Origin of the sequence: Streptomyces sp. NPDC101191 (genome assembly GCF_044767915.1) — a bacterium.
Taxonomy (GTDB): Bacteria; Actinomycetota; Actinomycetes; order Streptomycetales; family Streptomycetaceae; genus Streptomyces.
Window position 1 is genome coordinate 88467 of sequence record NZ_JBIWOU010000006.1, and the last position, 26166, is coordinate 114632.

Sequence of the window (26166 nt, forward strand, 5' to 3'; positions counted from 1 at the left end):
ATACAGATCCGGGTGATGTACGGGTCGGGGCGGGTCTGCGACCATGACACGCATGCCGCGACCCGAGATCACAGGGAAGACCCCCGACCCCGCAGCCCCGACCGCCCCCTCCATATCCACCCCCGCCCCGCCCGCCCCACCCGTCCGCGTGTGGCCGGTGGTCCTGGTCGCCTGCGCGGGCCAGTTCCTCGTCATCCTCGACGTGTCCGTCGTGAACGTGGCGCTGCCGTCGATGCGGACGGAGCTCGGGCTCACGGCGACGGGCCTGCAGTGGGTGGTGAGCGTGTACTCCATCGCGTTCGCGGGCTTCATGCTGCTGGGCGGACGGGCGGCGGACCTCTTCGGCCGCAAGCGCATGTTCGTGGCGGGCCTGAGCCTCTTCACCCTGGCCTCGGTGGCCGGCGGCCTGGCGCAGGAGGGCTGGCACCTGCTCGCCGCCCGCGCGGTCCAGGGCCTGGGCGCGGCCGTGCTCTCCCCCTCGACCCTCACGCTGGTCACCGCCACGGTCCCGGAGGGCGCGGCCCGCTCCCGGGCCGTCGGCACCTGGACGGCGGTCGGCGCGGCCGGCGGCGCGGCGGGCGGCTTCATCGGCGGTGCGCTGGTGGACCTGCTGTCCTGGCGCTGGGTCCTGCTCATCAACGTCCCCATCGGCGCCGTGGTCCTGGCCGGCGCCCTGCTGTGGCTGACCGAGAGCCGGGTCGAGGGCGGCCGCCGCCTGGACCTGCCGGGCGCGATCCTGGTGACGGCGGGCCTGGCGACCCTGGCGTACGGCATCGTGCAGACGGAGGAGTCGGGCTGGACCTCCGCATCGACCGTGGCCCCCCTGGCGGCCGGCGCCCTCCTGCTGCTGTCGTTCGTCCTGGTCGAACGCCGGGCCCCGGCCCCGCTGATGCCCCTGCGCACCTTCCGCACACGGGCGGTGTCGGCGGCGAACGTGACGATGCTGCTGTGCGGTTCGTCGTCCTTCGGCATGTGGTTCTTCATGACGCTGTACGCCCAGAACGTCCTGGGCTACCCGCCGCTTGAGGCCGGCCTGGCCCTCGTCCCCAGCTCGGCGAGCGTCATCGCCGGCTCGAAACTGGCCCCGCGCCTCCTGCCCGCCTTCGGCGCCCGCACGGTCGCGGTGACGGGCGCCCTGGTCGCGGCGTCGGGCTTCGCCTGGCAGTCCACGATGACGGTGGACGGCACCTACCTGACGGCGATCCTGCTCCCGGGCATCCTGATGATGTTCGGCATCGGCATGGCCTCCACCCCCCTCGCGGTCCTCGCCACCACCCAGGCACCCCCCTCCGAGGCGGGCCTCGCCTCCGGCCTCATCAACACCTCCCGCACCATGGGCGGCGCCCTGGGCCTGGCCACCCTCTCCACGGTCGCCGCCACGGTCACCGCCGGCGCCACCACCGCGGAAGCCCTGACCTCCGGCTACGCGGCAGCCTTCCGCACGGCGGCGTGCGTGCTGGTGGGGACGGCGGCGGTGATGGCGGTGTGGCTGCCGAGGCTGGAGAAGCGGGCGCGCGGCGAACGCCCGACCCCGACCACATCCGCTGACGGATGACGGGGCTCCCGCTCGTGAAGGCCGGAGCATCTGCGAGCGGGGCGCCACGTTTCGCGGCCTACAACCACCCCTGCTGCCGCGCCGCCCGGACCGCCTCCATGCGGTTCCGGGTGCCCGTCTTGCCGATGGCCGACGAGAGGTAGTTGCGGACCGTCGACTCCGAGAGGTGGAGGGCGGCCGCGATGTCCGCGATCGTGGCGCCGTCCACCGACGCGCCCAGGGCGTCGCGTTCGCGGGCCGTCAGGGGGTTCGGGCCGGCGCTGAGGGCGGCGGCCGCGAGGGCCGGGTCGATGACCGTCTCGCCGCGGAGGACCTTGCGGATCGCCTCCGCCAGGTCCTCGACCGGGCCGTCCTTGACGAGGAAGCCCGCCGCGCCCGCCTCCATCGCGCGGCGCAGGTAGCCCGGCCGCCCGAAGGTCGTGAGGATCAGGACCCGGCAGTCGGGGACCTCGTCCCGCAGGTCCGCCGCGGCGTCGAGCCCCGACCGTCCCGGCAGTTCGATGTCCAGCAACGCCACCTCGGGCCGCGCGACCAGTGCCTTGTCGACGATCTCGTCCCCGCGCCCGACCTGGGCGACGACCTCGATGTCGGGCTCCATGCCCAGCAGCAGGGCGAGCGCGCCCCGCATCATTCCCTGGTCCTCGGCGAGGAGCACCCGGATGCTCCTGGTGGGGCGGTGGTCCTGCGGCATCTCGTTCACGAGGAACAGCGTAGGCCGGGCGGCCTGTTGAGGCGCGTTGACGGGCGCGCATCCGGGGCGGACGGCCAGTCGTTGGGCAGCGCATGAACAGCCTCACGAAGCGCACCCTCGCCGCCCTCGCCCTCACCGGAGCCGCACTCTCCCTCCCCGCCACCGCCCACGCGGACGGCCCCGGCAGGAGTGGACTGGTCAGCGGTGGGGAAGCGAGCGACGTCACCGCGGACGGCGTCGGACACGACGTCAACAAGGGTGTCGGCAAGCTCCTCTTCGACCGGCCGCTGGCCGCGGTGGAAGGGGTGAACACGGGGCACGTCATCTGAACCGCCGGCTCCCGGAGCCGTGGTCCGCCCCGTCGTCCTCGCGCCGCGGTCCTCGCCTACGGCCCCGCGATGCAGCCCGTCGGCGCGCAACCCGTTTCCGCCCCACTCGTTGGCAGCGCATGAGCAACGTGAACAGCACGAACCGCCCCACGCGCGCCCTCGCCGCCGCCCTCCTCCTCGCCGCCGGCGCCGTCCTCGGCGCGGGGGCCACCAGCGCTCAGGCCGCGCCGGTCGACCTGCCCGGCGGCGGACTCGTCGGGATGCTCGGGCTCGGGGACGCGAAGGCAAGCCCGCACGGGGCGAGCGGGGACGCGCAGAGTGCGGTCATCGGGGGGAACGCCTCCGAGCAGAGCATCGGGAGCTGAGGCGGGGCCACTTCCCGGGCGGCCTGGTCGGCAGGCCCCCGGGGCTCCTAGCAGGACCTGTCCGAGCCGGGGGCGGTGCGCGGTGCGTCCGGCGTTCCTAGCGGGGACTCCGCCTTCCCCGCCGGGAGTTCCGCCGTCCCCGTCGGGAGTTCCGCCGTCTCCACCGGCAGTTCCGCCGTCACCCGGAAGCCGCCGCGCGGGCCCGGGCCCGACTCAAGGGTGCCGCCGGCCGTCGCCACCCGCTCGCGCAGGCCCTTCAGGCCGCTGCCGGGAGTGCCCTCGGCGGTGCCCCGGCCGTCGTCCGTGATCGTCAGGCGGACGCGCTCCGGGGTGCCGCCCAGGTCGATCTCGCAGCGGGTCGCGCCGCTGTGGCGTACCGCGTTGGTCGCCGACTCGCGGATCACCCAGCTCAGCAGCGCCTCCGTCTGCGGCTGCAGGGGCGGGCCGGACTGGCGGACCACCGGCTCGATGCCCGCCGAGGAGAGGGCGTCGCGGGCGCGGTCGAGTTCCGTCGCGAGGCTGCCCTCGCGGTAGCCCGTCACCGCCTCGCGGATCTCGGTGAGGGCCTGGCGGCCCACCGACTCGATGTCCGCGATCTGGCCGAGGGCGGCGTCCAGGTCGCGCGGGGCCAGGCGGCGGGCCGCCTCCGACTTCACGACGATGACCGACAGCGTGTGGCCCAGCAGGTCGTGCAGGTCCCGGGAGAAGCGCAGGCGCTCCTTCTCCACCGCCGTGCGGGCCAGCTCCCCGCGGGTCGCCTCCAGCTGCCGCACCGTGCTGTGCAGGGCGAGGATCGCCGCCGTGACCATGGTCGAGATGAACGTGCCGTACACGATCCCGAACGAGTCCCAGCCGTCCTTCCAGAACGTCACCACCGCGACGGCCGCCACCAGCGTGAAGGCGATCACCGGCAGCCTGCGCCCGCCCCGGGCGACCGCGCCGACCGCCAGGCCGAGCAGCGGGAAGAAGAGCAGCCACTCCTCGCCGTACGCGATGGCGAGCGTGAAGGTCAGAGCCGTGAGGGTGCCCAGGAGGCCCCAGGTGAGGCGCGTGTCGCGGCGGCTCTCGACGAAGGCCCGGGTGACGACCGTGATGTAGAGCGTGTTGAAGGCGAGGATCCCGAGCGCGCCGGCCCACGGGTTGGCGATCTTCCCCTGGAGGAGGTTGGAGACCGCGCCCAGCCCCATGAGCAGCCACGGCATCAGGCTCAGGCCGCTCGGGCCGCGGTCCTGCAGCCTCGCCGTCCTCCGTTGCCAGAAGTTCGTCATCGCTCCCTGCCCCCTACGTCACGCGGTCCGTGCGGAACGACGGTACGAGAACGCCGCGTACGCGCCGAACACCGCCGCCCACGCCACGAGCAGGGCCAGGGTCGCCGCCCCCGGGAGCGAGCCCTCCGTCATCGCCTGGCCGAGTTCGGAGAAGCGGTAGGTGGGGGTGTACGAGGAGACCGTCGCCAGCCACTTCGGGAACAGGTCGACCGGGAACCACAGACCGCCGATCACCGAGAGTCCCAGGTTGCACGCCACGTTGACGACGCCGGTCGTCTGCGCGGAGAGGCGGTAGCCGTTGCCGAGGCCGAGCAGGGTGAAGGGGAGCGAGCCGGCCCACAGGACGACGGCGAGCACCGCCCACTGCCAGGCGTCGAGCCGTACGCCGTTGGCGAGGCCGCCCGCGAGGAGCACCGCGGTGATCGCGGGGAGCACGACGACCGTGCCGGTGAGGGCGCGGCCCGTGACCACCTGCCGCGGCGTCATCGGGGTGATCCGCAACTGTCGCAGCCAGCCGGAGGACTTGTCCTCGGCGACGCCGGTGCCGAGCGACAGGGCGGCGCCAAGGGCGCCGTACGCCGCCATGCCGACCATCATCGCGGTCTTCACGCCGGGGTCGTTCTGGCCGCCGAGGTTGGTGAAGAGGAGGTACATCATGACCGGCACGCCGATCGAGGAGATGGCGAAACCGACATCGCGCAGAGTGCGGCGGACTTCGAGGCGGACGTACGCGGTGATCATCGGGACATCTCCAGGGTCGTGCCGGCGGGCGCGGCAGAGGCGGGCGCGGCGGGCGCGGAGGCGCGGGTGAGGGCGAGGAAGGCGTCGTTGAGGGAGACCGGGGTGACCTCCAGGCTCCGTACGTCGCCCCGCGCGGCGAGCGCGAGGACGGTCGCGTCGGAGTCGTCGCTGCGCAGGTGGGCGCGGTTGCCGCGGATCTCCACCGCGGTGACCCCCGGCAGCATGGTGAGCCCCTCGCTGGGGTGGCCGGCCAGGTCGAAGGAGACGGCGGTGCCGCCCACGGTCCGCTTCAGCTGCTCGGCGGTGCCGTCGGCGACGACGCGCCCGGAGTCGACGACGACGATCCGGTCGGCGTGGGCGTCGGCCTCCTCCAGGTAGTGCGTGGAGAAGAGGACGGTGTTGCCGCGCCGGGCGTAGCCGCGCATGGAGTCCCAGAAGGCCTCGCGGGCCTCGACGTCGAGGGCGGCGGTCGGCTCGTCCAGGACGATCAGCTCGGGGTTGCCGGCCAGGGCGACGGCGAACCGGACGCGCTGGGCCTGGCCTCCGGAGAGGCGGTCGACGCGGCGGTCCGCGAGCTCGGTGAGGCCGGCGAGCTCCAGGGCCTCGGCGACCGGCAGCGGCGCGGGGTAGGTGCGGGCGACGAAGCCGACCAGCTCGCGGACGGTGACCCGGGGGACCGGGCGGACGTCCTGCAGCATCGCGCCGACCCGGCCGGCCTCGACCGCGCGGGCGGGCGGCCCGTCGAAGAGGCGGACCTGCCCGCGGTCGGGCTCGTCGAGGCCGAGGAGGAGGTTGATGGTGGTCGACTTGCCGGCGCCGTTGCGGCCGAGCAGGGCGACGGTCTCGCCGCGGCGGATGGTGAGGTCGACGCCGTCCACGGCGCGGACCTGGCCGAAGGTCCGGGCGACCCCGGTGAAGGCGACCGCGGTTCCGTCGGCGACGGCGCTCCCGGCGGTCCTTGCTGCTGCTGTCTTCATGACCACGAAATTACGGAGCGGGGGCGGGGGCCCGGCAGGCTCCCGTGTACGGACATGGCCGTGACAAATGTCCTGGGCCGGGGGCGTCCGGGTCGCGGGTCCGGCGCCGGCCGGGCCACGGGTCCAGCGGCGCTCGGGTCGCGGGTCCGGCGGCGTCCGGGGTGCGGGTCCGGCGGGTTCCGGGGCGCGTGACCGCCGCCATGTCGTACCGCCACAGCCATTTCTGACGTACCGTCAGGAGGGTTCACAAGCTCCGGGCCCTCCGCTATACATGGATCACCGAACTGGAACGCGTTTCACTTTCGCGGTCCTCCCTCGGTCCCGCACGGCCTCGGCGCGGTCGACGGTGCGGACGGCCGCGCCGAGGTCTCCACTGCCAGGGCCCCTCAGGCCACCAAGGAGCAGCAACGCGATGCCCATTGACGCCGCCAAGGCCGTCGCCGCCGAGCCCCGCAGCGCGGAGATCGGCTGGGACCACAAGGACGTCCAGCTCTACCACCTCGGCCTCGGCGCGGGCGTCCCCGCCACGGACCCCGACGAGCTGCGCTACACCCTCGAATCCCGGCTGCACGTCCTGCCCAGCTTCGCCACCGTCGCGGGCGCCGGCATGGGCGTCGTGGGCGGCCTGTCCGCCCCTGGCATCGACATCGATCTCGCCGCCGTCCTGCACGGCGGACAGGCGATCACCCTGCACCGCCCCCTGCCGGTCTCCGGCAGGGCCGTCTCCACCTCCCGCGTCGCCGCCGTGTACGACAAGGGCAAGGCCGCCGTCCTGGTGCTGCGCTCCGAGGCCGCCGACGCCGACGGGCCGCTGTGGACCAGCGACGCCCAGATCTTCGTCCGCGGCGAGGGCGGCTGGGGCGGCGACCGCGGGCCCTCCGAACGCCTCGACGTGCCCGACCGCGCGCCCGATGCCACCGCCGAGCGGCCCATCCGGGAGGAGCAGGCCCTGCTCTACCGCCTCTCGGGCGACTGGAACCCGCTCCACGCCGACCCCGAGTTCGCCAAGCTCGCGGGCTTCGACCGGCCGATCCTGCACGGCCTGTGCTCGTACGGCATGACCCTCAAGGCGGTCGTCGACACCCTCCTGGACGGCGACGTCACCCGCGTGCGCTCCTACCGCACCCGCTTCGCCGGGATCGTCTTCCCCGGCGAGACCCTGCGGATCCGGATGTGGCGCCAGGACGAGGGCCGCGTCCAGGTCACGGTCGGCGCCGTCGAGCGCGACGACGCCCCCGTACTCGCCGACACCGTCGTGGAGCACTCCTGACCGCTGACCGCTGATCGTCAGCCGCTGAGCGCTGAGCGCTGAGCGCTGATCGCCGACCCCGACCGCCGACCGCCGACCCCGACCGCCGATCGCCGAATGCCGATCGCTGACCCTCCGCCCGCCTGATCGTCCGATTGGAGCCGCACCCATGCGCGCAGCCGTACTGCACGAGATCGGCCAGGACAAGCTCGAAGTCCTCGACGACGTCGAGGCGGTGGGCTTCGGCCCCGGCAAGGTGAGGATCCGGGTCCGGGCCACCGGCCTGTGTCACTCCGACGTCTCCGCCATGAGCGGCGTGCTGCCGCAGCCCGCGCCCTTCGTCCCCGGGCACGAGGGCGCCGGCGAGATCGTCGACATCGGCGACGGCGTCACCGGACTGAGCGAGGGGCAGCGGGTGCTGCTGTGCTGGCTGCCCGCCTGCGGCAGCTGTCCCTCCTGCAAGCGCGGGCAGACCCAGCTCTGCCTGGCCGGCTTCATGAACGCCGGCATCCCCAACTTCAAGCGCCCCGGCGGCGACGTCTTCGGCTTCGCCGGGACCGGCACCTTCGCCGAGGAGGTCGTGGTCGACGCCGGCTGTGCCGTCCCGATCCCGGACGACGTGCCCTTCGACATCGCCGCGCTCATCGGCTGCGGCGTGACCACCGGACTCGGCGCGGCCATCAACACGGCCAAGGTGGAGGCCGGTTCGTCCGTCGCCGTCATCGGCTGCGGCGGTGTCGGCATCTCCGCCATCCAGGGCGCCAGGCTCCAGGGCGCCGCCCAGATCCTCGCGGTCGACCCGGTCGCGTCCCGGCGCGAGGCCGCCCTCCGCTTCGGCGCCACCGAGGCCGTCGCCCCCGACGCGCTCGGCGACGCCAAGCAGCGGATCACCGGCGGTGAGGGCTTCGACTACGTCTTCGAGGTCGTCGGCAGGTCCGCCACCGCGCGGACGGCCTACGAGACGACCCGGCGCGGCGGCACCCTGTGCGTCGTCGGCGCGGGCGCCCTCGACGACCACCTCCAGCTCAACATGTTCGAGCTGTTCTTCGACGAGAAGCGGATCCTGCCGTCCATGTACGGCGGCGGGGACGTGCTCCGCTCGTACGAACGCGCCATCGCGCTGTGGCGGGCCGGCCGCATCGACCTGGCGTCCCTGATCACCCACCGGGTGCCGCTCGCGGGGATCAACGAGGCGCTGGAGCAGATGCGGACGGGCGTGGCGCTGCGCACCTGCATCGAGATCTGACTTCGCCAGAAAACGTGCGACGACGGTGAGAGGACCTGATCTTCCATGTCACTCCCTCTTGAGGGCCTGAGCGCGATCGTCACCGGCGCCGGCCGGGGCCTCGGCCGGGCCGAGGCCCTGGAACTGGCCCGGCTCGGCGCGGCCGTGGTCGTCAACGACTACGGCCAGGCCGGGCGCGACGGCTCCGGCGAGGCGTCCGCGGCCCCGGCCGAGGAGGTCGCCGCGGAGATCCGCGCGGCCGGCGGCCGGGCCGTCGCCCACCTCGGCGACGTCGCCGACTTCGAGACCGCCCGCGGCCTGGTGGACCTGGCGGTGGCCGAGTTCGGGAAGCTGGACGTCCTGGTCAACAACGCGGGCATCCTGCGGGACCGGATGGTCTTCTCGATGAGCGAGGAGGAGTGGGACTCGGTGATCCGGGTCCACCTCAAGGGCCACTTCAACACGACCCACTTCGCGGCCGTGCACTGGCGGGCCCGGGCCAAGGCGGGCGAGAGCGGCGTCTACGGCAGGATCGTCAACACCTCCTCCGAGGCCTTCCTCGCCGGTTCGGCCGGACAGCCCAACTACGCGGCGGCCAAGGGCGGGATCGTCGGTCTCACGACCTCCACCGCGCTGGCCCTCGCCAAGTACGGGGTCACCGCCAACGCCATCTGCCCGCGGGCCCGTACCCGGATGACCGAGGACGTCTTCGCCGGCTTCGCCGAGCCGACCGCCGAGGACCAGCTCGACCCGCTGTCGCCGGAGCACGTGGCGCCGCTCGTCGGCTATCTCGCCTCCCCGGCGGCGGCAGGCGTCAACGGACAGCTGCTCGTCGTCCACGGCGGCATGGTGGCGGTCGTGGACCGGCCGAAGGTGGCCGCCAAGTTCGACACGGCGAAGGACGCCTTCACGTACGAGGAGCTGGACGGGCTGCTCACCCCGCACTACGCGGCCCGGCCGCCGGGGGAGACCTTCGCGGCGGCCGAGGTCCTCGGCCTCAAGAAGGGCTGAGGCCCGGCGGCGGCCGCCCGCCGGGCGGGCGCACCGATCGACCGCACGGGGGTGTGGTGGGGAAGGCGAACGGCCCCCGGACTTCTCGTCCGGGGGCCGTTCGCCTGCTCACAGGAACCTCACTGCGCTTCGGGCTCGCGCCGGTGGCGGCCGTGCGGGGAGGACGAGGAGTCCTCCACCGGCGCGGCCTGACCGCGGTGCTTCCCGGAGCCGTCCGGCTCCTCGACGTGCGTCCTGCTGTCCGACATGGCCGTCGTGGTCATGGTGGAACTCACCCCGTAGTCGTCGCTCTCTTGCTTGTGCGGCTACGAGAGTTTAACCAGCGGGTTTACGGTCCGTCAGCGGAGCCTGTTGCAACGGCACCGGGCGGCACACCCGGGGCTCGGGAGGGGCCGGTTCCGTCTCCGGCGGAGGCTCCTCGTCCGGCTCCGTCAGGGCGGCGAGTCCGCACGGCACACCGGCCGTCGTGTACGGCAGCCGCAGCACACCGGAGGCCGTCCACAGGCCCGCACCGGCCAGCCAGCCCGCGGGTACGGCCGATTGGCGCATCCGGCGCCCGGACGGCCGCCACGTGCCGACCCAGCTCCCGGACGCCGCGTCGATCCGCAGGGCGACCGCGCAGCTCTCCGGCGTCAGCACCTGGCCCGGCTGCACCGCGAACGGCGTGACCGCCGCGTCGTCGAGGCGCAGGCAGTCCGGGAAGCGCACCGGCAGCAGGCTCCCGAGGACGCCCCAGCCGAGCCGGTCGTGACCCGGCGACGGTGCGTCGGAGCGGATGAGGAGCAGTCCGCTGTCCGGGTCGGCGAGGAGCAGCCGGTCGTTGCTCTCCTCCGTGATCTGGAGCAGGGGCGTGACCTCCCCGCCGCGCTCCAGGTCGACCGTGACCGCCTTCACCGGGCCGCCGTCGGCCGCCTGCCGGTCGAGGGCCAGTATCCGCCCCGTCCGGTCCAGCCAGACCCCGCCCGTGCAGCGGCCCTTGATCCGAGCCACCTGCTCCGGGCCGAAGGCCCCGCCGGCCACCAGCCACAGGGTGGTCGTGTCCGCTCCGACGCACAGGGCGTACGCGCAGATGCCGTCCGGTGACGGCGGGAGCAGCACCAGTCGGCCCGGGCCGGGGGCCTCGACGGCGCCCAGGGCGAGTTCGCCGGTCTCCGGACCGGTCGGGTAGAGCAGCGAGAACGTGTACCGGTGTCCGTCCACCGCACGGCCGATCAGCACCCTGCCGTCCGCCAGCGGGCAGAGCAGCGCGCCCGGCTCCTCGGGCTGGGCGAGGGGGAGCGGTACGGCGTACGGCTCGGGGCCGTCCAGCGTCCACCGCTCCACGTACAGGGCGTCCCCCGAACCGGCGAGCCGCGCCGCGTAGGCGCCGTTCGCGGTGATCGTGAATCCTCCCGGGCCGGCCGGTGTGGGCCAGAGGACGTCGCCGTCCCCGGCGGCCGTCTCGATGGCACAGGCTGTCATCGACTCGTCACCTCCGGCAACGAAGCTAGTTTTCGCACTTCCAGCCGAACAACACGAGCCCTTCCACTTCACCCCAAAGGGTGGACGCCCGGCGGTTCTGCCGAGCGGACGGGGCGGGTTGTGCTGGTGTGGCGGGCGGTAGGTAAGGTAAGGCGACCCTAAGTGGAAGCTGTGGCTCCGTGGACGGGTCGTGAGCTGCCGTTTCCCCGGACCCGGCCGCGCGTACGTCCGACCCGAACGCCCACCCGAACGCGTACAGGAGACCCGCCATGTCCCTCCGCCGCCGCGGCACCGCTGCCGCCGCCCTCAGCCTCACCGCCGCGCTCACCCTCGCGGCCTGCGGAGGCGGTGACGGCTCGGACGACGCCAAGAAGGACGAGGGCGGCAAGAAGAAGGACGTCGCCGTCGGCGGCAAGGACTTCGGCGACGCCGCCGCCAGGACCGCCGCCCTGGGCACCGACGCCAAGCCCGGCCAGTTCCCGCGCACCCTCACCCATGCCCTGGGGAAGACGGAGATCCCGGCCGCCCCCAAGCGCGTGGTCGTCCTCGACGTCGGCGAGCTCGACAACGTCGTCTCCCTCGGCATCAAGCCCGTCGGCTTCGCGCCCTCCGAGGGCGACGACGGCATCCCCGCCTACCTCAAGAAGGACGCCGGCAGCCCGAAGTCCGTCGGCACCATCAACAACCTGAACCTGGAGGCGATCGCCAACCTCCAGCCCGACCTCATCCTCGGCAGCCAGCTGCGCGCCGCCGACAAGTACGACGAGCTGTCGAAGATCGCCCCCACCGTGTTCTCCATCCGCCCGGGCTTCACCTGGAAGGAGAACTACCTCCTCAACGCGGCCGCCCTCGACCGGACCGGCGAGGCGAAGTCGAAGCTCGCCGCCTACGAGACGAAGGCCCGGCAGCTGGGCGCGGACATCGGCCCGAACAAGCCGACGATCTCGATGGTCCGCTACCTCCCGGGCAAGATCCGCCTCTACGCCAAGGCCTCCTTCATCGGCACCATCCTCCAGGACGCGGGTCTGCCCCGGCCGGCGAACCAGCAGGTGAACGACCTCGCCGTCGAGGTCAGCCCGGAGAAGATCGACCAGGCCGACGGCGACTGGATCTTCACCGGCGTCTACGGCGACCCCAAGGCCACCAAGCGCGACACGGCCCGGGCCAACCCGCTCTGGAAGAACCTCGAGGCCGTCAAGGCGGGCCGGGCGAAGGACGTCCCGGACGAGACCTGGTACCTCGGCCTCGGCGTCACGGCCGCGAACAGCGTGCTGGACGACCTGCGCGCGGACCTCGTGAAGAAGTAGGGCCAGGGCCCGATCCCGCGGGGCGCGCCTGCGCGGGGCGTGCCCCGCGGGGCGGGTCGGGGGCGGGCCTGCGCGGTGGGATCGGGGGCCGTGCCCCCCCAGCGGGTTCGGGGCGTGCCCGCGCGGCTGGTCCCCGGGCCGGGCCCCCACGCGGTGGGTTCGGGGGGTCGTGCCCGCGGGGGCGGGTTGGGGGGCGTGCCCGCGCGGCTGGTCTCCGGGCCGGGCCCCCACGCGGTGGGTTGGGGGTGTGCCTGCGGGGCTGGTCTCCGGGCCGGGCCCCCGCGCGGTGGGTTCGGGGGGTCGTGCCCTCACGGGGTCCGTTGGCCGTGCCATCGGGGGTGGGTTGGGGGCGGCGTGCCCGCGCGGCTGGTCTCCGGGCCGGGCCCCCGTGCGGTGGGTTGGGGGTGTGCCTGCGGGGCTGGTACCGGGGCTGGTCCCCGGGCCGTGCCCGCGCGAGGGGTTCGCGGGCCGGGCGGTCGGGCGGCGCCCGTGGGCCCGCGCCGGTCCGGCGCCCACGGGCCGGCTCCCCGGGCCCGGGCCGGCGCGTGGCGGTCGGGTACCGCGGTGCGTTGTCCACAGGCCAGGACGCCGGGCCGCGGAGGACAGGTAGCCTTTCCTCCGTGCCCCGTCTGTCTGAAGTCATCGCCGAGCTCGACGCCCTCTGGCCGCCCGAGCGGGCCGAGCAGTGGGACGCCGTCGGCACCGTCTGCGGCGACCCCGACGCCGAGATCCGCCGTGTGCTCTTCGCCGTCGACCCCGTCCAGGAGATCGCCGACGAGGCGATCGCCCTCGGCGCCGACCTGATCGTCACCCACCACCCGCTCTACCTGCGCGGGACGACGACCGTCGCCGCCACCCACTTCAAGGGCCGCGTCGTGCACGCGCTGATCAAGCACGACATCGCCCTCCATGTGGCGCACACCAACGCCGACACCGCCGACCCGGGCGTCTCCGACGCCCTCGCCGGCGCCCTCGACCTCAGGGTCACCGGCCCGCTCGTCCCCGAGAACAACCTCGGCCGGATCTGCGAGCTCGACCACCCGGAGACCCTCGCCGAGTTCGCCGCCCGCGCCGCCAAGCGGCTGCCCGCCACCGCGCAGGGCATCCGGGTGGCCGGCGACCCCGACATGGTGCTGCGCCGCGTCGCCGTCAGCGGCGGCTCCGGCGACAGCCTCTTCGACGCCGTGCGGGCGGCCGGCGTGGACGCCTTCCTCACCGCCGACCTGCGCCACCACCCCGTCTCCGAGGCCACGCAGGCCGCACACTCCTCCTCCGGCCCGCTCGGGCTCGTCGACGCCGCCCACTGGGCCACCGAATGGCCCTGGTGCGAGCAGGCCGCCGCGCAGCTCGACTCGATCTCCGACCGCCACGGCTGGGACCTCCGCGTCCACGTCTCGAAGACGGTCACCGACCCCTGGTCCTCCCACCACACCTCTCCTGGAGCCCCCAACTGAACGCCGCGCCCGCCGACCAGATCCGACTCCTCGACGTCCAGGCCCTGGACGTGCGCCTCCAGCAGCTCGCGCACAAGCGCAAGTCGCTGCCCGAGCACGCCGAGATCGAGTCGCTGAACAAGGACCTCACCCAGCTGCGCGACCTGCTCGTCGCCGCGCAGACCGAGGAGAGCGACTGCGCCCGCGAGCAGACCAAGGCCGAGCAGGACGTCGACCAGGTGCGCCAGCGCGCCGCGCGCGACCAGCAGCGCCTCGACTCGGGCGCCGTCTCCTCCCCGAAGGACCTGGAGAACCTGCAGCGCGAGCTCACCTCGCTCGCCAAGCGCCAGGGCGACCTCGAGGAGATCGTCCTCGAGGTCATGGAGCGCCGCGAGTCCGCGCAGGAGCGGGTCGCCGAGCTGACCGAGCGGGTCTCCGCCGTCCAGGCCAAGGTCGACGACGCGACCGGCCGCCGGGACTCGGCCCAGGCCGAGCTGGACTCCGAGAGCGCGTCCGTCGCCAAGGAGCGCGAGCTGGTGGCGGGCACCGTCCCGGCCGACCTGATGAAGCTGTACGAGAAGCTCCGCGAGCAGCAGGGCGGGGTCGGCGCGGCGCGGCTCTACCAGCGCAAGTGCGAGGGCTGCCACATCGAGCTGAACATCACCGAGCTCAACGAGGTCCGCGCGGCGGCGTCCGACGCGGTCGTGCGCTGCGAGAACTGCCGCCGGATCCTGGTCCGCACCTCGGAGTCCGGCCTGTAATGACGACGTCGAGGGAGCTGATCGTCGAGGCCGACGGCGGCTCCCGGGGCAACCCGGGACCCGCCGGCTACGGCGCCGTGGTCCTGGACCCCGCGACGGGGGAGACCCTGGCGGAGCGGGCCGAGTTCATCGGCGTGGCCACGAACAACGTGGCCGAGTACAAGGGGCTCGTGGCGGGCCTGCGGGCCGCCTTCGAGCTCTTCCCGGACGCCATGGTCCACGTCCGCATGGACTCCAAGCTGGTCGTCGAGCAGATGTCCGGCCGCTGGAAGATCAAGCACCCCGACATGAAGCCGCTGGCCGCGGAGGCCGCCCGGGTCTTCCCCCCGGGCCGGGTCCGCTACGAGTGGATGCCGCGTGAGCGCAACAAGCATGCGGACCGCTTGGCCAACGAGGCGATGGACGCCGGGCGGCGGGGCGAGCAGTGGTCCCCGTCCGCCTCCACGGCGGCCGTCGACCACACCACCGCCCTGGCGGCCGCCCGCAGCGCGGCCGGCGACGCGACGGCGGGCGCAGCCAAGGCCCGCGCGGCCCTGGCGGGCGCGGGTGCGGGCGCCGTTGCGCCCGCGGACGTCTCCTCCCGGTCCTCCTCGACCGCCGGCCCCTCGACCGCCGGCCCCTCGACCGCCGGTTCTCCGGCTGCCGGCGCCCCGGCCGGCGCCGCCTCGGGCGACGCCCTGTTCCCGCCCGGCGAGGCCCTGTTCACCCCCGACGAGGCGCTCGGCGCCCAGGCGCGCGCGTCCCTCGCGGCCGCGGCGACGGCCGACCGGGAGGTCGCGACCACGCCCGCGACCGGCGACTTCGAGGCGGAGGCGGGCCGGAACGCCCCCACGGGCCACGCGGCCCGCGCGGCGGTCGGCACGAGCACCGTGCCCGGGACCGGTGCGGGCGCCACGCCCGCCGCCGCGACCGCCACGGAGTCCACGGCCCCGTCCGGTGCCCCCGCCCAGGGCTGGGCCGGGCCCGACATGGGCGCGCCGGCCACCTTCGTACTGCTGCGGCACGGGGAGACGGCGCTGACGCCCGAGAAGCGCTTCTCCGGGAGCGGCGGCGCCGACCCCGAGCTGTCGCCGGCCGGCCGGCGACAGGCCGAGGCCGTGGCCACGGCGCTCGCCGCGCGCGGCACGATCCAGGAGATCGTCAGCTCGCCGCTCACCCGCTGCCGCCAGACGGCCGAGGCCGTCGCCGCCCGCCTCGGCCTGGACGTGCGGATCGAGAACGGGCTCCGCGAGACCGACTTCGGCGCCTGGGAGGGCCTGACCTTCGGCGAGGTCCGCGAGCGTTACAAGGACGACCTCGACGCCTGGCTGGCCTCTCCGAAGGCCGAGCCGACCGGCGGCGGCGAGAGCTTCGCGACGGTCGCCCGCCGCGTCGCGGCCACCCGCGACCGCCTCGCCACCGCGTACGCGGGCCGCACGGTCCTCCTGGTCACCCACGTGACCCCGATCAAGACCCTGGTGCGCCTCGCCCTCGGCGCACCGCCGGAGTCCCTCTTCCGTATGGAGCTCTCGGCGGCGTCGATCTCGGCGGTGGCCTACTACGCGGACGGCAACGCGTCCGTCCGTCTCCTCAACGACACCTCGCACCTGCGTTAGCCGAGCGGCCCGGGGCCGCGGCGGCGGCCCGGCCCCGAGATGGGCTGGACCCCGGCCCCCGGCCGTACCGACATCGGTGCATGCGATGGCGTTTCACCGAGGAAGCCGACGCGCCTCGGTTACCGTCCTCTCGGCGACCACTCCGTCGTGGGGTTCGACGGAGAGGTCGTATCTGCCGGAGCGGGCCGGACGTCGCGAGCCGGGACGATTCCGGAGACACGACTGAGCCTGATGCGAGGGGCCCCCGTCCCCCGGCCCCGTGAGCCGCCGTCCCGTGCCCCGCTCAGGGCGCGGCCAGCGCGGCCGCCTCCCGTGCCAGGGCCTCCACGCGGCCCCAGTCGCGGGCCGCGAGGGCGTCCGGCGGGAGCATCCACGTGCCGCCGACGCAGGCGACGTTCGGGAGGGCGAGGTAGGCCGGGGCCGAGGCGAGGGTGATGCCGCCGGTGGGGCAGAACCGCGCCTGGGGGAGGGGGCCGGAGAGGGACTTCAGGTACGGGATGCCGCCCGCGGCCTCCGCCGGGAAGAACTTCAGGTCCGTCACACCGCGTTCGAGCAGCGCGACGACCTCCGTGGTCGTCGACACGCCCGGCAGGAACGGCACGCCCGAGTCGCGCATCGCGTCGAGCAGCCCGTCCGTCCAGCCGGGGCTCACGAGGAAGCGGGCCCCCGCACCGACCGCGTGCCCTACGCCGGCCGGCGACACGACCGTGCCCGCGCCGACGACCGCCTCCGGGACCTCGTCCGCGATGGCCCGGATCGCGGCCGGGGCGGCCGCGGTGCGCAGGGTCACCTCGATCGCCGGCAGCCCGCCCGCCACCAGAGCGCGGGCCAGCGGCACGGCGTCGGCGGCGTCCTGGATCACGACGACCGGGACGACGGGGGCGGCGGGGGCAAGGTCAAGCACGCTCGTCATGCGCTCATCCTGCCGAGGGCAAACGATCCGTGCAACGAGCGTTGCGCATGTTGCAACGCCGCCTCCCGGCGGTCTGGGGTGAGGGCTGGAGACCCGGGCCGGCCTGGGGTCTCCGCCGGGCGGGCCCGAGGTCCTGGCGGGCCAGGGTCCCGGCGGGGTCCGTGGTCCCGGGCGGGCACGGGTCCCCGGCGGGTTCCGAAGTCCCGGGCGGGGCCCGAGGTCCTCGGCGGGGCCCGAGGTCCTCGGCGGGCCGGGGTCCCAACGGGGTCCGTGGTCCCGGGCGGGCCCGAGGTCCTGGGCGGGCCGGGGTCTCGACGGGGTCCGTGGTCCCGGGCGGGGCCCGAGGTCCTGGGCGGGCCGGGGTCCCGACGGGGTCCGTGGTCCAGGGCGGGCAGGGGTCTCGGGCGGGTTCCGAAGTCCCGGGCGGGGCCCGAGGTCCTGGGCAGGCCGGGGACCCGACGGGGTCCGTGGTCCCGGGCGGGCACGGGTCTCGGGCGGCTCCCGAAGTCCTGGGCGGCCAGCGTCCCGGCGGGGTCCGCGGTCCTGGGCCGGCCAGGGCCCCGGGCTGGTCTGGGCCCCGGGCCGGCCAGGGCCTCGGGCTGGCCTAGGCCCCGGGCTGGTCTGGGCCCCCGGCTGGTCTGGGCCCCCGGCTGGCCTGGGCCCCGGGCTGGCCTGGGCCCCGGGCTGGCCAGGCGGCTGCCCCAGGGCCCGGGCGTAGCCCGCCCCCGCCCCCGCGTCAGTGGATCTCGTCCACCAGCACGTCCAGCACCCCGGCCTTCTCGCCGTCCTCCACCACATAGCCCAGGTCCCGCAGCGCCTCCGCCAGCTCCGCCCGGCCGGCCGGCTGCGCACCCGACTCCAGGAGACTGCGGACGATGCGGCCCTTCGTCGCCTTGTTGAAGTGGCTCACGACCTTCCGGGTCGGCGCGTGCAGCACCCGCAGCGTCGTCGTGCGCTCGGCGAGCCCGCCCTTCGGCTTCCACGCCGCCGCGTACGCCGACGAGCGCAGGTCCAGGACCAGTCCGTCGCCCGCCGCCTCCGGCAGCACCGAGGCCATCGCGCCGCGCCAGTGCGCGCCGAGCGCCCCGAGGCCGGGCAGCTTCACCCCCATCGAGCAGCGGTAGGAGGGGATCCGGTCCGTCACCCGGACAGCGCCCCACAGACCCGAGAAGACGAGCAGCGAACGGGCGGCGCGCTTCTTGGCCGGCGTGTCCAGGGTGCCCAGCCCGAGCGCGTCGTACAGGACGCCCGTGTAGATCTCCCCGGCGGGCCGCGCCCCGGCCGTCCGCAGCTCCACGTTCTTGGCGATCTCGCCGCGCAGGCCCTCGCTCAGGCCCAGCACCTCGCGCGCCTTCTCCTCGTCGGCGGCGCACAGCTCGACCAGCTCGTCGAGGACCGCCGCCCGCGCCTCCGCGAGCCCGGGCAGCGACAGCGACTCCGGCTTGAGCGGCGCCCCGCGCCCCGAGGAGGCCTTTCCTTCGGAGGGCGGCAACAGCACGAGCACGGCGGTTCTCCTTCGTACGTACGGGGGTGGGGGTGCGGCCCCAGAGAGCCAGCGTACGAGGTGCCGGGCACCGGGCCCCGCCATACGCTCGGTCCATGCCCCGCCGCCACCTCCACGTGACCGCCGCAGCGGACACCCCGCTGCGGGCCGCCCTGCGCGCACTCCGCACCGAGCTGGAGATCCCGGAGGCCTTCCCGCCCGCCGTCATCGTCGAGGCCGAGCGGGCGGCCAGGGAGCCGAACCTCCCCGAACACGACGCCACCGACATCCCCTTCTTCACCATCGACCCGCCGGCCTCCCGCGACCTCGACCAAGCCATGCACCTGGCCCGCAGGGCCGACGGCGGCTACCGCGTCCACTACGCCATCGCGGACGTCGCCGCCTTCGTCGTGCCCGGCGGCGCGATCGACGCCGAGGCGCACCGGCGGGTGACGACCCTCTACCTCCCCGACGGCAAGGTGCCGCTGCACCCCGCCGTCCTCTCCGAGGGCGCCGCGAGCCTGCTGCCCGGCAACACCGCGCCCGCCCTGCTGTGGCGCCTCGACCTCGACGCCGAGGGGCGTGTCGTCGCCACCGACGTACGCCGCGCCCTCGTCCGCAGCCGGGCCAAGCTCGACTACGCCGGCGCCCAGGCCCAGATCGACGGCGGCACCGCGGAGGAGCCGCTGGCCCTGCTCCCGTACGTCGGCCGGCTCCGCGAGGCGCTGGAGATCGAACGCGGCGGAGTGTCCCTCAACGTGCCCGAGCAGGAGGTCGTCGAGGCCGACGGCAGCTACACCCTCGCCTACCGGGCCCCGCACCCCGTCGACGGCTGGAACGCCCAGATCTCGCTGCTCACCGGCATGGCCGCCGCCGACCTCATGATCGCCGCCGGCACCGGCATCCTGCGCACCCTGCCGCCCGCCCCGGACGGGGCCGTCGCCCGGCTGCGGCTCTCCGCGAAGGCCCTCGGCATCGACTGGCCGCACCACGTCTCCTACGCGGCGCTCATCCGCGGGCTCGATCCGCACAACGGCCGGCACGCCGCGTTCCTCCAGGACGCGACGGCCCTCCTGAGGGGCTCCGACTACACCCCCTTCACCGGCGGGCACGTCCCCCCGCTCGCCGTGCACGCGGCCGTCGCCGACGAGTACACCCACTGCACGGCGCCGCTGCGCCGGCTCGTCGACCGGTACGCGGGCGAGCTGTGCCTGGCGGCCGTCGCGGGTACCGCGCCCCCGGAGTGGGTGCTCGGCGCCCTCGACGGGCTGCCCAAGGAGATGGCGAAGGGCACCAAGCTCGCCAACACGGCCGAACGGGAGTCCGTCGACATCGTCGAGGAAGCACTGCTCAGCAACCGGGTAGGCGAGACCTTCGAATCGGTCGTCATCGACGTCAAGGAGCACGAACCGGACGTCGGTACCGTGCACCTGGAGGAGCCCGCGGTGATCGGCCGGGTGCTCGCCGACGGGGCGCCGCTGCCGCTCGGCGACCGGCTGCGGGTCAGACTGACGCAGGCGGATCCGGGACGGGCGAAGGTGCAGTTCGCGCCCGCGTGAGGGCCTGGGTCAGCGCCCGGTGCAGCGCCCTGGGGTCGTCGGCGTGCAGCCGTACCGTCCGCACGGGGCGGGGCGCGCCGAGCAGCCGGGGAGCGTCCACGGGCTCGGTGAGCTCGAGGGTGAGCGAGGTCTGCGAGCCGACGGCCAGGTTCAGCTCGGCGTCCTTCTTCTCGTGCGTGAAGAGCGACTCGTGCCGTACGGCGGCGATCCGGTCCAGCGGGATCCGCACGTCCACGTGCGCGGCCTGCCGCACCCGCAGCGCGTCCGCGGTCAGCACGTGCGGGCGGGTGGCGGAGGCGGCGTGCAGGCCGAGCACGAAGAGCACGGTGTACACGTCGAGGACGAGTACGACCGCGTGGGCGACGGGCCAGTCGGCGAGCAGGTAGGACATGCCGACGGTCTCGACGCAGCAGACGAAGGCGAAGCCGTACATGAGGGCGGCCTGGTCCCGGGCGTGCGGGAACGCCTCCGTCCGCGGCCCGTCCACCCCGTGCGGCCGCCGGGCCACCCACCGCCCGAGCCCGGCCATCAGCCGCAGTTCATGGCGTACGAGCCGCAGCGCGGGCTCCGGCACGAGCGCCCGCACGGACTCCCGGTGGGACAGCCCCCGCCGCCGCAGCCGCAGAAAGGCGACACCGTTGGCGAGCAGCAGCAGGCCCACGGCCGCCTCGGCGCCGGCGAGGACGGCCGGCGGTATCCGCACTCCCGCCACCAGACACACCACGAGCACCGACTCCACGGGCAGCAGCGCGTACGCGAACCAGGTCGACGCCCGCCTCACCGCGCACGCTCCGCCACGAGACGCAGGGCGCGCCGCACGGCGGCGGCCTGCGCGGGCGCCAGGTCGCCGAAGAACACGTCGGCGAGACCGCCCTCCGGCAGCTCCGTCCCCGCCTCGTCGGGCAGCACGGCGGCGAGCGCCCCGGCCGCCTCGGCGACCAGCGGATCGTCGGGCGCGAGCCCGGCCAGGGCGTCGAAGCGCGCATAGATCGCGGACGCCTGCCCGGCCGCCCCGCGCATCAGCCCGATCAGCCGCTCCCGCTCCGCGTCCGGCACGACGGTGTCGAGCAGCGTCAGCATCGCCCGGTCCTTCGCGGCCATCGGCGAAGCGGCCGCTTCGCCGAGCTCCCCGAGCTCCGCGAACAGCCCGGCGAGCTCCGGCGACACCGGCCCCTCGGCCGTCAGCCGCCCGGCCCGGGCCTCCCCGAGCAGCTCGGCCAGCCGCGCCCGCCGCTCCCGGATCACCCGTTCCTGCCGCCCCAGGTCCGCGTCCAGCTCCTCCAGTACGTCCACGAGCTCCCGCCCCTCGTCGTCCGCGAGCACGTCCCGGACCTCGTCGAGCCCGAGCCCCAGCTCGGTCAGCCGCCGGATCCGCGCGAGCAGCACGGCGTCCCGGACCCCGTACTCCCGGTACCCGTTCGCCCGGCGCACGGGCTCGGGCAACAGCCCCAGCCGGTGGTAGTGCCGCACGGCCCGCGGGGTCACCCCGACGAGCGCGGCGATCTCGCCGATCCGCATCCCCTTGGTCATGCCCCCAGTAGAAACCTTGACGCTGCGACAAGGTCAAGCGGGATGTCGGGCGTGATCCGTGGGCGTCCGAGGATCATGTGCCACGATCGAGTGGACGAGCGCGATCACAGGGACGGCGGTGCCTCGATGTCCGACGATCACGACATGACTGCCACGCCGCACGTACCCCTCACGCAGGAGGACATCCTGCTGGAGGGCTTCCTGGCGCTGGACACGCCGGAGGGCTTCAGGGCGGAGCTGGTCGACGGGGAGATCGTCGTGACGCCGCCGCCGGACGGGGACCACGAGCACTACATCAGCCGGATCGTCCGGCAGGTGATCCGCAGGGCGGCAACCGAGATGGACGTCTCGGGAAACAAGGGGCTCACCTTGAAGGGCGTCCTGGCAGCCCCGAAGGACCACGTCATTCCCGACGCCGCCTTCGCGCCGGCGTGGCGGTCCCTCTTCCTGGGCGCCGCCCCCTGGATGCCCTGCGACGGTGTCGCGCTGGTCCTGGAGGTCACCTGCACCCGCCCCGGTGCCGATCGCGAGGTCAAGCGCCGCTGCTACGCCCGCGGCGGCATCCCCCTGTACCTCCTCGTCGACCGCGAGGACTCCGCCGTCACGCTCTTCACCGACCCGGAGAACGGCGACTACCGTGAGCAGCACCTGGTGCCCTTCGGCAAGACCCTCTGTCTTCCCAATCCCTTCGGCTTCGACCTGGAGACGGACGGCTTCACCTGACCGGGGCGGCCGGAACGGCAGGTAGCATGGGCGGCACGGCAGACGAGCCGGGCGGACGGCCGCGTGGGGATCCTCGGATCCTCCCGAGGAACGTCCGGGCTCCACAGGGCAAGGTGGTGGCTAACGGCCACCCGGGGTGACCCGCGGGACAGTGCCACAGAAAACAGACCGCCGGGGACCTCGGTCCTCGGTAAGGGTGAAACGGTGGTGTAAGAGACCACCAGCGCCTGAGGTGACTCAGGCGGCTCGGTAAACCCCACCAGGAGCAAGGTCAAAAGGGGACACCTCGGTGTCCCTGCGCGGACGATCGAGGGCTGCCCGCCCGAGTTCGCGGGTAGACCGCACGAGGCCGGCGGCAACGCCGGTCCTAGATGGATGGCCGTCACCCCGACGACCGCGAGGTCCCGGGGTACAGAACCCGGCGTACAGCCCGACTCGTCTGCCCCCACCTGGGGCTTTGCCTCGGAAAGGGCCTCTGACCTGCGCCGGAGGCCCTTTCCGGTCTTTCGGGGGCTTGCCGAGTTAGGCGGCGGAAAGTCCCTCGGAAGTCCCTCGGACAGCCCTGAAAGTCCCTGAAAAATCCCGGGCGCAGAGGTGCAGCGGACGCCTCCGACCTGGGGCAACCATGTTTCCTCTGGCCTCGGCGCGTGGCCTGCGGGAGCTGGGTGCAGCGGGTTGCAGCGCTCGTTGTCGAGATCATCGAGCCCCCCGGGAATCCCCGCGTCGGCCGAGCGCTTCGAGAGCGAACAGAACGCCGTCCTCGGCACCGTCCCCGTCGTCTGGGGGCGAGGACGAGAGCCTCACCGCCCCCCGCCGCGCAGCACTGCAGCTTGTACGGGGCTCTGCAGATGAGCTCGTACGCGGACAACCGGGGGTCCGTTCCGTCGACAGTTCCCAGCAGAGCTTCCTCGTTCTTGAAGACGGAGACCACGTAGCCGGCCGGGTTGTCCTCGTCCGAAGTCATGGAGAAGTAGCAGCCGACCTCGCCCTTGCCGGACACCGGCTTTGCGCCCTACACCCCGATGGCCTTCTGCTGGGCCTCCGTGAGCGTGGCTTCGCACACGGAGCTCTCGGTCACTCCGCTGGTGCTGGTGGGCGCCATGGCCACGTGCTGCCCGGAGTCCGCCTTGGCGGACGGGGTCACGCCGTAGGCGTGGCGGAGATGATCACTTGACCAGTCGCCACTCGACGACGGGAAAGGGCACTCGATTCCGGACCACGCGACCGCCCAGAGTGGCCAGATCCGATCTCCACGAACAAGAACCACTCGGTCCTGACCCCGCAGCCCGCACAGTTTCAGGAGCGTGCGTCAGCCGCGGCGCGATTCAGCCACTCCAGCCCCCTCTGACTCGATCTAACTTTCTGTACGCGTCCCCGTTCCGTAAGTTACTTGAGGGACTATCAACGGGGGAGATGCATGGCTTGGGACGAATGGCAGCAGATCAAGGCGGACGGGGCAGCTCGGCAGTCCGCGTCGATGCGGCTGAACCAGCTCGCTCCGGCGGCGGGAGGCGGCGGTGCCGGCAAGCCGGACATGGCTTCCAGCCCGGCGGCCAAGAAGGCGGCGGCGAAAGCGATCGACGACGACCTGGAGCCGGGGGTCACGAGGGACGGCAAGCACGCGGCCGAGACCACGAATGCCACGGTCAAGGCATTCGGGGCGAAGGACGGCCATGGCTGGGACACCTCCGGTGCGCTGAAGAGAGCCCATGAGGCGTGGGAGAAGCAGGTCCAGATGCTGCTCGGGCGCCTGTTCTCGGAGAGGCAGGCCCTCTGCGCGACCGGCATCAGCTTCCAGAACAACGATCTCGACATCGCCGCTCGGCTGTCTCGGCAGTCGCGGATCGATGGCATCTGACCGGTCGGCGGACCGGTCTCAGGGGGAGTCATGCCGACCTATCACGAAGCCATGAGCACCGATCTGTCCACGTTGACCGCCGCCGCGGGCAAGTGGGAGGAGATGGCCGCCAAGTTCAAGACGCTCGAGGACCAGTACGAGAAGGACGTCCACGGCGTCTCGCTCGGCGAGTCCTGGATCGGGCTGAGCGCGAACGCCGCCAACGCCAGGTTCACCGTCACGCTCAAGGAACTCCAAGGAGCGCAGAAGGAGGCGAAGGCGGTCGCGCGCATCCTGCGTGACGCGCATGTCCAGCTCACCGACCTGCGCAACCGGCTCAAGGCGATCCGTGACGATGCCGTCAAGGCGGGCATGCGTGTGTCCGACCAGGGCGCGGTCGCTTTCGACACGGAGCGGCTCGCCCAGGAAGAGCGCACGGCCTACGTCCATGACCCCGACTTTCAGCAGACCGCCCGCACGCGGGCGAACGAGTGGGCCGAACGGCTCGTCCAGGCGGTCAAGGCGGTCACCGACGCCGACGACGGCGTCCGCGTGGCTCTTGATGCCGCCGTCCTCGACTCCGACCCCATGGACGGCACCTTCAACGGCTTCAACCGTAGCCCCCAGGTCAGCCCCTACCCGTCCCTGGAGGAGGCCGGCAAGGCCGCGAACATGCCCAAGGACCGCAAGGACGTCCCCGCCTGGTGGGGCAGTCTCGACCCGGTCACCCGCGGCATCCTGCTGAAGGAGAAGGGCGACGAACTGCGAGCGGCCGGAATCATGGATTCGCGGTACCAGTGGCATTCCCCCGACCCCGGCTCCGGTCAGTTCAAGGTGGAAGAGCCCACCCCCGAGGACCTGTGGTTCCACGCCCGGGCCCTGATGATCGCGACGGCCGGCGATGCCGTCGGAGAGACCGGAGCCTCCCGCAACATGCTGCACTACCTGCGAGGCACCGGCGAAACGCTCAACCTCGACGTGGACCGGATACTGGCCGACGACCCCGGATTCCGGTCAGAAATCGAGAACGATCACGTCGCCGACAACCAAGACGCCTGGCGACGACAGGCACTGGATGAATTCCACAAGGCCGGAGGTGTCGAGACCGTGGTCATCCCGGTCGAGAGCAGGACCAAGCACACGACCCTGGGGAGCGACGAGTGGTTCCACGCGGTGGGATCCAATGCACACAACGTCTCCGGGTTCGTCACCGTCACCCCGGATAGTCATGGCGGCGCGCCCAAGGTCTCACTCGACTACCAGGTCAACGTCTGGGACCGATACAACTGGGACCACGACAAGTCCACACCCTTCCTCGGCGGCCTCATCAACATCTCGGACGACGACATGGGCCGACTGCACAAGGTGGGCTTCGGCCAGGAATTCGACATGAAGGGCGGCAGCTCCGCCCATTACCACGATCTCGACAGCTCCACACCTCCGACCATCACTCCAGAGGACCAGGGACGCGAAGGCACCCGGGGCGACGTGTCCCGAGGCGAGGAGAAGAACCGATGAAGCCCTGCCGTACTGCGAGAGTCCTCCCGCTGATCCCGGCGGTCACTCTCGCCGCAGGGCTGACACTTGGCGGCTGTACGTCCGCGCCCTCGGACCACGTCACACGCACGGCTCCCTCCCCCAGCTGGGAGAAGGGAGCGGGCGCCCCGGAGGCAGCGGCGTTCATGAAGATCCAGATCCCCCTGGGGGCGACGGAGGTGAAGGGTGCCGTACGGGTCCAGCCGCAGGAGAACGTCTACCTGCTGTCCTTCGTCACGAACGAGCAGACCGCGGAGGCGATCACCGAAGACCTGCACCCTGACTACCCCCTGGCCTTGGAAAGTCCGTCGTCCTCGTCGTTGAGTGGAGAGGGATTCAAGTACCTCGGCCTCACACCGCCGCAAGAGCTCGAGAGCGTGCGGATGACAAGTGCGTGTCCGCCCTGCGTCGGCGACTCGAGGCGCCGCCACATCCAAGGCATCGAGATCCACATCGGTGCGGTTTCGGGGGATCGCGTGCGGCTCTACCTGGCGGCGTACTGACCGGCCCGGCGCCGCGACCGCTCGACAGAACACGGTCCGAAACCGTGCCGCACCCCGGGGCAGGCCGCCTGTCCGGTCGAGCCCTGGCCGAGAAGATCACAGCCTCGGCGGCCA

General features: G+C 73.4%; 26 protein-coding genes and 1 other RNA gene. 16 read left to right on the forward strand and 11 right to left on the reverse strand.

Features of this window, described 5'->3' with window-relative positions; all coding sequences use genetic code 11:
- Window positions 1-52 precede the first annotated feature (52 nt).
- Window positions 53-1555: an MFS transporter gene (locus tag ACIRQF_RS23435; protein WP_404094725.1), complete on the forward strand. Its 1503-nt coding sequence runs from the start codon at window positions 53-55 to the stop codon at window positions 1553-1555.
- 58 nt (window positions 1556-1613) lie between these two features.
- Here ACIRQF_RS23435 and ACIRQF_RS23440 read toward each other — a convergent pair whose 3' ends face one another.
- Window positions 1614-2246 (reverse strand): response regulator, encoded by a 633-nt coding sequence (locus ACIRQF_RS23440; protein ID WP_382483387.1) that lies wholly within the window; start codon window positions 2244-2246, stop codon window positions 1614-1616.
- 92 nt (window positions 2247-2338) lie between these two features.
- On the opposite strand from ACIRQF_RS23440, the gene ACIRQF_RS23445 reads away from it, so the two are divergent.
- On the forward strand, window positions 2339-2575 hold the full coding sequence (locus tag ACIRQF_RS23445) for a hypothetical protein (protein ID WP_404094728.1): 237 nt from the start codon (window positions 2339-2341) through the stop codon (window positions 2573-2575).
- 128 nt (window positions 2576-2703) lie between these two features.
- Complete coding sequence (locus tag ACIRQF_RS23450; protein WP_389749786.1) at window positions 2704-2940, forward strand: hypothetical protein; 237 nt, start codon at window positions 2704-2706, stop codon at window positions 2938-2940.
- Window positions 2941-2987: 47 nt separating this feature from the next.
- Here the strand turns inward: ACIRQF_RS23450 and ACIRQF_RS23455 are convergent, their stop codons facing one another.
- Genes ACIRQF_RS23455 through ACIRQF_RS23465 form a run of 3 tightly spaced genes read right to left on the reverse strand, consistent with a single transcriptional unit; the run spans window position 2988 to window position 5926 of the window.
- Window positions 2988-4208 (reverse strand): sensor histidine kinase, encoded by a 1221-nt coding sequence (locus tag ACIRQF_RS23455; RefSeq protein ID WP_404094730.1) that lies wholly within the window; start codon window positions 4206-4208, stop codon window positions 2988-2990.
- A gap of 18 nt (window positions 4209-4226) precedes the next feature.
- Window positions 4227-4949 (reverse strand): ABC transporter permease, encoded by a 723-nt coding sequence (locus ACIRQF_RS23460; RefSeq protein ID WP_376637274.1) that lies wholly within the window; start codon window positions 4947-4949, stop codon window positions 4227-4229.
- On the reverse strand, window positions 4946-5926 hold the full coding sequence (locus ACIRQF_RS23465; protein WP_404094732.1) for an ATP-binding cassette domain-containing protein: 981 nt from the start codon (window positions 5924-5926) through the stop codon (window positions 4946-4948). Before ACIRQF_RS23465 ends, ACIRQF_RS23460 begins: the two co-directional genes overlap by 4 nt.
- A gap of 412 nt (window positions 5927-6338) precedes the next feature.
- Between ACIRQF_RS23465 and ACIRQF_RS23470 the strand changes: the two genes are divergently transcribed.
- The 3 genes from ACIRQF_RS23470 (at window position 6339) to ACIRQF_RS23480 (ending at window position 9411) form a co-directional block, all read left to right on the forward strand.
- Window positions 6339-7196: a MaoC/PaaZ C-terminal domain-containing protein gene (locus ACIRQF_RS23470; protein WP_389749778.1), complete on the forward strand. Its 858-nt coding sequence runs from the start codon at window positions 6339-6341 to the stop codon at window positions 7194-7196.
- Window positions 7197-7344: 148 nt separating this feature from the next.
- Entirely contained in the window at window positions 7345-8421 is a 1077-nt protein-coding gene (locus ACIRQF_RS23475) for a Zn-dependent alcohol dehydrogenase (RefSeq protein WP_404094735.1), read from the forward strand.
- Window positions 8422-8466: 45 nt separating this feature from the next.
- On the forward strand, window positions 8467-9411 hold the full coding sequence (locus tag ACIRQF_RS23480) for a 3-oxoacyl-ACP reductase (RefSeq protein WP_376637270.1): 945 nt from the start codon (window positions 8467-8469) through the stop codon (window positions 9409-9411).
- Window positions 9412-9530: 119 nt separating this feature from the next.
- On the opposite strand, the gene ACIRQF_RS23485 is transcribed toward ACIRQF_RS23480, so the two are convergent.
- Together ACIRQF_RS23485 and ACIRQF_RS23490 are read right to left on the reverse strand one after the other, a co-directional pair.
- On the reverse strand, window positions 9531-9674 hold the full coding sequence (locus ACIRQF_RS23485) for a hypothetical protein (RefSeq protein WP_376637269.1): 144 nt from the start codon (window positions 9672-9674) through the stop codon (window positions 9531-9533).
- Window positions 9675-9726: 52 nt separating this feature from the next.
- Window positions 9727-10872 carry a hypothetical protein gene (locus ACIRQF_RS23490; RefSeq protein ID WP_404094739.1) on the reverse strand — a complete coding sequence of 382 codons (1146 nt, stop codon included), beginning with the start codon at window positions 10870-10872 and terminating at the stop codon, window positions 9727-9729.
- Window positions 10873-11141: 269 nt separating this feature from the next.
- Here ACIRQF_RS23490 and ACIRQF_RS23495 point away from each other — a divergent pair, with 269 nt between their 5' ends.
- The 4 genes from ACIRQF_RS23495 (at window position 11142) to ACIRQF_RS23510 (ending at window position 15968) form a co-directional block, all read left to right on the forward strand.
- Complete coding sequence (locus ACIRQF_RS23495) at window positions 11142-12179, forward strand: ABC transporter substrate-binding protein (RefSeq protein WP_382486405.1); 1038 nt, start codon at window positions 11142-11144, stop codon at window positions 12177-12179.
- A gap of 620 nt (window positions 12180-12799) precedes the next feature.
- Window positions 12800-13633 (forward strand): Nif3-like dinuclear metal center hexameric protein, encoded by an 834-nt coding sequence (locus ACIRQF_RS23500; RefSeq protein WP_382486403.1) that lies wholly within the window; start codon window positions 12800-12802, stop codon window positions 13631-13633.
- Complete coding sequence (locus ACIRQF_RS23505) at window positions 13630-14373, forward strand: zinc ribbon domain-containing protein (RefSeq protein WP_376637339.1); 744 nt, start codon at window positions 13630-13632, stop codon at window positions 14371-14373. Before ACIRQF_RS23500 ends, ACIRQF_RS23505 begins: the two co-directional genes overlap by 4 nt.
- Window positions 14373-15968, forward strand: coding sequence for a bifunctional RNase H/acid phosphatase (locus ACIRQF_RS23510; RefSeq protein ID WP_404094743.1), 1596 nt, complete (start codon window positions 14373-14375; stop codon window positions 15966-15968). The genes ACIRQF_RS23505 and ACIRQF_RS23510 overlap by 1 nt, the downstream gene beginning before the upstream one ends.
- Before the next feature lie 283 nt (window positions 15969-16251).
- Here ACIRQF_RS23510 and eda read toward each other — a convergent pair whose 3' ends face one another.
- Both eda and yaaA read right to left on the reverse strand, forming a co-directional pair.
- Window positions 16252-16881: a bifunctional 4-hydroxy-2-oxoglutarate aldolase/2-dehydro-3-deoxy-phosphogluconate aldolase gene (eda, locus tag ACIRQF_RS23515; protein ID WP_404094745.1), complete on the reverse strand. Its 630-nt coding sequence runs from the start codon at window positions 16879-16881 to the stop codon at window positions 16252-16254.
- 736 nt (window positions 16882-17617) lie between these two features.
- Window positions 17618-18385 carry a peroxide stress protein YaaA gene (gene yaaA / locus ACIRQF_RS23520; protein ID WP_376637263.1) on the reverse strand — a complete coding sequence of 256 codons (768 nt, stop codon included), beginning with the start codon at window positions 18383-18385 and terminating at the stop codon, window positions 17618-17620.
- 95 nt (window positions 18386-18480) lie between these two features.
- Between yaaA and ACIRQF_RS23525 the strand changes: the two genes are divergently transcribed.
- Window positions 18481-19923: an RNB domain-containing ribonuclease gene (locus ACIRQF_RS23525; protein WP_404094747.1), complete on the forward strand. Its 1443-nt coding sequence runs from the start codon at window positions 18481-18483 to the stop codon at window positions 19921-19923.
- Here ACIRQF_RS23525 and ACIRQF_RS23530 read toward each other — a convergent pair.
- Both ACIRQF_RS23530 and ACIRQF_RS23535 read right to left on the reverse strand, forming a co-directional pair.
- A complete protein-coding gene (locus ACIRQF_RS23530) occupies window positions 19868-20704 on the reverse strand; it encodes a hypothetical protein (RefSeq protein ID WP_404094749.1) in 837 nt (278 codons plus the stop codon). The genes ACIRQF_RS23525 and ACIRQF_RS23530 overlap by 56 nt on opposite strands.
- A complete protein-coding gene (locus tag ACIRQF_RS23535; protein ID WP_404095463.1) occupies window positions 20701-21441 on the reverse strand; it encodes a MerR family transcriptional regulator in 741 nt (246 codons plus the stop codon). The genes ACIRQF_RS23530 and ACIRQF_RS23535 overlap by 4 nt, the downstream gene beginning before the upstream one ends.
- A 156-nt stretch (window positions 21442-21597) precedes the next feature.
- On the opposite strand from ACIRQF_RS23535, the gene ACIRQF_RS23540 reads away from it, so the two are divergent.
- Together ACIRQF_RS23540 and rnpB are read left to right on the forward strand one after the other, a co-directional pair.
- Window positions 21598-22176: a Uma2 family endonuclease gene (locus tag ACIRQF_RS23540; protein ID WP_404094752.1), complete on the forward strand. Its 579-nt coding sequence runs from the start codon at window positions 21598-21600 to the stop codon at window positions 22174-22176.
- 43 nt (window positions 22177-22219) lie between these two features.
- An RNA gene (gene rnpB / locus ACIRQF_RS23545) (RNase P RNA component class A) lies at window positions 22220-22618 on the forward strand.
- Window positions 22619-23188: 570 nt separating this feature from the next.
- Here rnpB and ACIRQF_RS23550 read toward each other — a convergent pair.
- A complete protein-coding gene (locus tag ACIRQF_RS23550) occupies window positions 23189-23320 on the reverse strand; it encodes a hypothetical protein (protein ID WP_404094754.1) in 132 nt (43 codons plus the stop codon).
- Between the two features lie 273 nt (window positions 23321-23593).
- On the opposite strand from ACIRQF_RS23550, the gene ACIRQF_RS23555 reads away from it, so the two are divergent.
- The 3 genes from ACIRQF_RS23555 (at window position 23594) to ACIRQF_RS23565 (ending at window position 26052) form a co-directional block, all read left to right on the forward strand.
- A complete protein-coding gene (locus tag ACIRQF_RS23555; protein WP_404094757.1) occupies window positions 23594-24034 on the forward strand; it encodes a hypothetical protein in 441 nt (146 codons plus the stop codon).
- A 51-nt stretch (window positions 24035-24085) separates the two neighbouring features.
- Window positions 24086-25531, forward strand: coding sequence for a hypothetical protein (locus ACIRQF_RS23560; protein ID WP_404094760.1), 1446 nt, complete (start codon window positions 24086-24088; stop codon window positions 25529-25531).
- 164 nt (window positions 25532-25695) lie between these two features.
- On the forward strand, window positions 25696-26052 hold the full coding sequence (locus tag ACIRQF_RS23565) for a hypothetical protein (RefSeq protein ID WP_404094762.1): 357 nt from the start codon (window positions 25696-25698) through the stop codon (window positions 26050-26052).
- Window positions 26053-26166: the final 114 nt, after the last annotated feature.

Coding starts and splice junctions, on each gene's coding strand:
- ACIRQF_RS23435 (WP_404094725.1), top strand. CDS start 53: ATGCCGCGACCCGAGATCACAGGGAAGACCCCCGACCCCGCAGCCCCG.
- ACIRQF_RS23440 (WP_382483387.1), bottom strand. CDS start 2,246: ATGCCGCAGGACCACCGCCCCACCAGGAGCATCCGGGTGCTCCTCGCC.
- ACIRQF_RS23445 (WP_404094728.1), top strand. CDS start 2,339: ATGAACAGCCTCACGAAGCGCACCCTCGCCGCCCTCGCCCTCACCGGA.
- ACIRQF_RS23455 (WP_404094730.1), bottom strand. CDS start 4,208: ATGACGAACTTCTGGCAACGGAGGACGGCGAGGCTGCAGGACCGCGGC.
- ACIRQF_RS23460 (WP_376637274.1), bottom strand. CDS start 4,949: ATGATCACCGCGTACGTCCGCCTCGAAGTCCGCCGCACTCTGCGCGAT.
- ACIRQF_RS23465 (WP_404094732.1), bottom strand. CDS start 5,926: ATGAAGACAGCAGCAGCAAGGACCGCCGGGAGCGCCGTCGCCGACGGA.
- ACIRQF_RS23470 (WP_389749778.1), top strand. CDS start 6,339: ATGCCCATTGACGCCGCCAAGGCCGTCGCCGCCGAGCCCCGCAGCGCG.
- ACIRQF_RS23475 (WP_404094735.1), top strand. CDS start 7,345: ATGCGCGCAGCCGTACTGCACGAGATCGGCCAGGACAAGCTCGAAGTC.
- ACIRQF_RS23480 (WP_376637270.1), top strand. CDS start 8,467: ATGTCACTCCCTCTTGAGGGCCTGAGCGCGATCGTCACCGGCGCCGGC.
- ACIRQF_RS23485 (WP_376637269.1), bottom strand. CDS start 9,674: ATGACCACGACGGCCATGTCGGACAGCAGGACGCACGTCGAGGAGCCG.
- ACIRQF_RS23490 (WP_404094739.1), bottom strand. CDS start 10,872: ATGACAGCCTGTGCCATCGAGACGGCCGCCGGGGACGGCGACGTCCTC.
- ACIRQF_RS23495 (WP_382486405.1), top strand. CDS start 11,142: ATGTCCCTCCGCCGCCGCGGCACCGCTGCCGCCGCCCTCAGCCTCACC.
- ACIRQF_RS23510 (WP_404094743.1), top strand. CDS start 14,373: ATGACGACGTCGAGGGAGCTGATCGTCGAGGCCGACGGCGGCTCCCGG.
- eda (WP_404094745.1), bottom strand. CDS start 16,881: ATGACGAGCGTGCTTGACCTTGCCCCCGCCGCCCCCGTCGTCCCGGTC.
- ACIRQF_RS23525 (WP_404094747.1), top strand. CDS start 18,481: ATGCCCCGCCGCCACCTCCACGTGACCGCCGCAGCGGACACCCCGCTG.
- ACIRQF_RS23535 (WP_404095463.1), bottom strand. CDS start 21,441: ATGCGGATCGGCGAGATCGCCGCGCTCGTCGGGGTGACCCCGCGGGCC.
- ACIRQF_RS23540 (WP_404094752.1), top strand. CDS start 21,598: ATGACTGCCACGCCGCACGTACCCCTCACGCAGGAGGACATCCTGCTG.
- ACIRQF_RS23555 (WP_404094757.1), top strand. CDS start 23,594: ATGGCTTGGGACGAATGGCAGCAGATCAAGGCGGACGGGGCAGCTCGG.
- ACIRQF_RS23560 (WP_404094760.1), top strand. CDS start 24,086: ATGAGCACCGATCTGTCCACGTTGACCGCCGCCGCGGGCAAGTGGGAG.
- ACIRQF_RS23565 (WP_404094762.1), top strand. CDS start 25,696: ATGAAGATCCAGATCCCCCTGGGGGCGACGGAGGTGAAGGGTGCCGTA.